This window comes from Stenotrophomonas sp. 2YAF22, assembly GCF_052114665.1.
In the GTDB taxonomy this organism is placed as follows: domain Bacteria; phylum Pseudomonadota; class Gammaproteobacteria; order Xanthomonadales; family Xanthomonadaceae; genus Stenotrophomonas; species Stenotrophomonas indicatrix.
The window spans coordinates 1-1,659 of sequence record NZ_JBFRFE010000779.1; the positions used below are offsets into that span (position 1 = coordinate 1).

General features: G+C 67.6%; 2 protein-coding genes. Both read right to left on the bottom strand.

The features are described from left to right. Window positions 1–784, bottom strand: a 784-nt coding sequence (locus tag AB4Y84_RS21040; RefSeq protein WP_442250858.1) for an efflux RND transporter permease subunit, incomplete at its 3' end; no start/stop codon positions are given. Window positions 785–911: 127 nt separating this feature from the next. Next, on the bottom strand, window positions 912–1,659 hold a 748-nt coding region (locus tag AB4Y84_RS21045), incomplete at its 5' end, for an efflux RND transporter periplasmic adaptor subunit (RefSeq protein WP_442250859.1).

Below are 1,659 nucleotides of genomic sequence, written 5' to 3' on the forward strand. Positions count from 1 at the left end.
CCACTTCACCGTCGGTGCCGCTCTTGAGCACGATGTCGCCGAACTCCTGCTCGCTGCGCAGGCGGCCCTGGGCATTGATCAGGGTCAGGAACTGGCTGTTGGGCATCGGCTCGGCGCCGAGCTGGCCGGCCGAGACCTGCACGTTCTGCTCGCGCATGGCGCGCACAACGTCACTGGCGGTCAGGCCGCGCGCAGCCACCTTGTCCGGGTCCAGCCAGGCGCGCATGGCATAGTCACCACCGCCGAAGATCTGTGCGTCGCCGACGCCCTGGATACGTGCCAGCGCGTCCTTGACGTGCAGGCGGGCGTAGTTGCGCAGGTACAGGGTGTCGTACTTGCCGTTGGGCGAGGTCAGGTGCACCACCATCAGGAAGGTGGGTGACTGCTTCTGGGTGGTCACGCCTTGCCGGCGCACGTCCTCGGGCAGTCGCGCCTGGGCCTGGGCAACACGGTTCTGCACCTTCACCGCCGCTTCGTCCGGGTCGGTGCCCGGGCGGAAGGTGATGGTCATCTGCAGCACGCCGTCGGAACCGGCCACCGACTTGAGGTAGATCATGCCCTCAACGCCGTTGATGGCCTCCTCCAGCGGGGTGGCCACGGTTTCGGCGATCACCTTCGGGTTGGCGCCCGGGTAGACCGTGCGTACGACCACCGACGGCGGCACCACTTCGGGGTACTCACCGATGGGCAGCATCGGAATCGAGATCAGGCCTGCGGCGAAGATCACGATCGACAGCACCGCCGCGAAGATCGGCCTGTCGATGAAGAAACGGGAAAAGTCCATGGAAGAATTCCTGGAAAAGGCCGTCGGCGGGCAACAGCCGCCCTGCCCCTCGCCAATCTGGCGAAGGCAGTGACGGCTGCCGCTGGCACCGGCAGCTAAGCGGGGACGCGGATCAGGAGCCGGCGGATCAGTGGTTCAGTGCGGCAGTTGCATCGCGACCCGGCGCCGGCGCAGCGGTGGGCTGCATCGCCACCGCCTTCGCCTGCACCGGCATACCGGGCATGAAGACCTTCTGCACACCATCGATGATCACCTTGTCACCGGCGGCCAGGCCCTGCTCGACGATGCGCAGGCCTTCGGCGGTGCGGCCGAGGCGGATGTCACGGCGCTGGGCCTTGCCATCCTTGTCGACCACATAGACGTACTTGCGGTCCTGGTCGGTCAGCACGGCCTTGTCGTCGATCAGCATGGCCTGGAACTGGCCGCTGCCGAGCAGCTGCACGCGGGCGAACAGGCCCGGGGTGAACTGGCGATCGGCGTTGTCCAGCAGCGCGCGGACGCGGATGGTGCCGGTGCTGCGGGTCACCTGGTTGTCGAGGAAGTCGACCTTGCCCGAGTGCGGGTAGCCTTCTTCACCGGACAGGCCGATCTTCACCGGCAGCTCGCTGTCGCGCTCGCTCGGGCGCTCGCCCTTGCGCGCCATCTGCGCGTAGCGCAGGAAGGTGCTTTCGTCGGCATCGAAGTACACGAACACGGTATCCAGCGAGACCAGCGTGGTCAGCACGCTGGCGCTGTCGCCAGCGGTGACCAGGTTGCCGGCGGTGACCATCGCCCGGCCGGCACGGCCGTCGATCGGCGCACGCACCTTGGTGAACTCCAGGTTGAGGCGGGCGGCATCCACCGCTGCCTGCGCAGCCTGCACCGCCGCACCGGAC